Below are 2,936 nucleotides of genomic sequence, written 5' to 3' on the forward strand. Positions count from 1 at the left end.
CATTTCATCGAGCGAGTTCTTCTTGAACAGTGGCTTGGTGACGTCGCCGGGAATGCCGAAGTCGGAGCCGTGCGCCTCTTCGGCCGACTGTTTCTTGAACAGCGAGCGTGACACCGCGCCGGCCGGCGTCGGCATGTCGGTGCCCGGACCCATGTCGTCGATCGAGGGTTTCGAAAACAGCGGTTTTTTCACTGGTACGGCGCCATCGGCGCCCATCTCGTCGAGATCAGGCTTGCGGAAGAGGTTGGGCCGCGCAGCCTTGGCCGCCTCTTCGGCAGCACGGGCTTCGTCGAACTTGCGGAAACGCTCCTGTTCCTCTGCTGTACGATGTTTGGCCACGCCCTTGTTGTGCTTGCCCTTTTCGCGGCCTGAGGCAGGACTTTCCATATCGGCGTATTTGGCCAGTGGATCTTCGGAGATGGACAATTCCATCTCTCGCAGACGCTTGATCTCGTCGCGGATCCGGGCCGCCTTCTCGAAGTCGAGATTGGCTGCGGCATCGCGCATCTGCTTTTCCATCGCGTCGAGATGGGCCTTGAGGTTGTTGCCCATCATGGCGCCGGCGCTGTCGGTGAACTGCGAGATGTCGGCGCGGACATGGTCTTTCTCGTAGACCGAATCCAGGATGTCGGAGATGCGCGACTTGACCGATTCCGGCGTGATGCCGTTGGCCGCGTTCCACTCCATCTGCTTCTCGCGGCGGCGATTGGTCTCGGCCATCGCCCGCTCCATCGAGCCGGTCACCTGGTCGGCATAGAGGATGACCTTGCCGTCGACGTTTCTGGCGGCGCGGCCGATGGTCTGGATCAGCGAGGTTTCCGAGCGCAGGAAACCTTCCTTGTCGGCGTCGAGAATGGCGACGAAGCCGCATTCGGGAATGTCGAGGCCCTCGCGCAGCAGGTTGATGCCGACCAGCACGTCGAAGGCGCCGAGGCGCAAATCGCGCAGGATCTCGATGCGCTCCAGCGTGTCGATGTCGGAGTGCATGTAGCGGACACGGATGCCTTGCTCATGCAGATATTCGGTCAAATCCTCGGCCATGCGCTTGGTCAGCACCGTCACCAGCGTGCGGTAGCCGGCCTTGGTGGTGTCGCGGATTTCGCCGACGACATCGTCGACCTGGGTCTTGGCCGGGCGAACCTCGACCGGAGGATCGATCAGGCCGGTCGGGCGGATGACCTGTTCGGCGAAGACGCCGCCGGCCTGCTCCATTTCCCAGCCGCCAGGGGTCGCCGAGACGGCGACCGAAAGCGGACGCATGGCATCCCATTCCTCGAAGCGCAGCGGCCGGTTGTCCATGCAGGACGGCAGACGGAAGCCGTATTCGGCCAGTGTCGCCTTGCGGCGAAAGTCGCCGCGATACATGCCGCCGATCTGCGGCACGGTGACATGGCTTTCATCGATGAAGACCAGTGCGTTGTCGGGAATGTACTCGAACAGCGTCGGCGGCGGATCACCCGGCTGGCGGCCGGTGAGATAGCGCGAATAGTTCTCGATGCCGGCGCAGGAGCCGGTGGCTTCCAGCATTTCGAGGTCGAAGCGGCAGCGCTGTTCCAGCCGCTGCGCCTCGAGCAGGCGGCCGGCCCGCTCCAGTTCGACCAGCCGGTGCTTGAGCTCCTCCTTGATCGACTTGATCGCCTGGTTCAGCGTCGGGCGCGGCGTCACATAGTGCGAATTGGCGTAGATCTTGACGCTTTTCAGCTCGCCGGTCTTCTGGCCGGTGAGCGGGTCGAACTCGGTGATCTGCTCGATCTCGTCGCCGAACATCGAGATGCGCCAGGCGCGGTCTTCCAGGTGGGCCGGGAAGATCTCGATCGTGTCGCCGCGCACGCGGAACGAGCCGCGAACGAAATTGATGTCCTGGCGCTTGTACTGCTGGGCGACGAGATCGGCGAGCAACGCGCGCTGGTCGAGCCGGTCGCCGATCTGCATCTGGAAGGTCATCGCCGTATAGGTTTCGACCGAGCCGATACCGTAGATGCAGGACACCGAGGCGACGATGATGACGTCGTCGCGCTCGAGCAGCGAACGCGTCGCCGAATGGCGCATGCGGTCGATCTGCTCGTTGATCGAGGATTCCTTCTCGATGAAGGTGTCGGTGCGCGGGACGTAGGCTTCCGGCTGGTAATAGTCGTAGTAGGAGACGAAATACTCGACGGCGTTTTCCGGGAAGAATTTCTTGAACTCGGAATAGAGCTGCGCCGCCAGCGTCTTGTTCGGCGCCAGGATCAAGGCAGGGCGCTGCGTCTCCTCGATCACCTTGGCCATGGTGAAGGTTTTTCCGGAGCCGGTGACGCCGAGCAGCACCTGGGTCCGGTCGTTGTTGTCGACGCCTTCGACCAGATCCTTGATCGCGGTCGGCTGATCGCCGGCTGGTTCGAAGTCCGACACCATCTTGATGGCAATGCCGCCTTCGGACTTTTCCGGGCGGGCAGGGCGGTGCGGCGTCCACAGCACACCGTCCTTGTGCAGCGGATTGCCGGATTCGATCAGCGCCGACAGTGCCGCCACCGTCGCGGTGACGCTGCCCGAAGCCATCGTCTCGGCGTCTTCCAGCGAAATGTCGAGACCCGCGACTGGGTTGAGGCCCGCTGCCGTGCGCTCCCTCGCCGTCGCCGCCCCACCCATCGAGGTGCCGCGCGAACTGCGTCCCGGCGAGCTTGAACGCTCGGGTATCTTCTTCGACGGCTTCGGCGATTTGCCGCCGTCGCCCTTGCCGGCAAGACGCCCTTCCTTCTCGGCCTCCTGCTCGATCTGCTCGGCCCAATCCGCGATCGAACCGGTCAGCGGCGTGCCAGAGAGCTCCGGCTGCGGCATCTCGGCGAAGCCGCCTCTGTGCAGCGGTTCCGAAGCGTCCAGGAAATCGGTCAGCGGGCTGCGCCGCTTCGGCGCGGCGCGGTCGTCATTCGCCGTCGGCGGCGTTTTCTGATCGGGAG

1 protein-coding gene is annotated in these 2,936 nt (G+C 63.8%); it reads right to left on the reverse strand.

The window, feature by feature from the left end:
• Window positions 1-2,936, reverse strand: a 2,936-nt coding sequence (gene uvrB, locus EOB49_RS29665) for an excinuclease ABC subunit UvrB (RefSeq protein ID WP_281060576.1), incomplete at both ends; no start/stop codon positions are given.

Source organism: Mesorhizobium sp. M7A.F.Ca.MR.148.00.0.0 (assembly GCF_003997735.1).
In the GTDB taxonomy this organism is placed as follows: domain Bacteria; phylum Pseudomonadota; class Alphaproteobacteria; order Rhizobiales; family Rhizobiaceae; genus Mesorhizobium.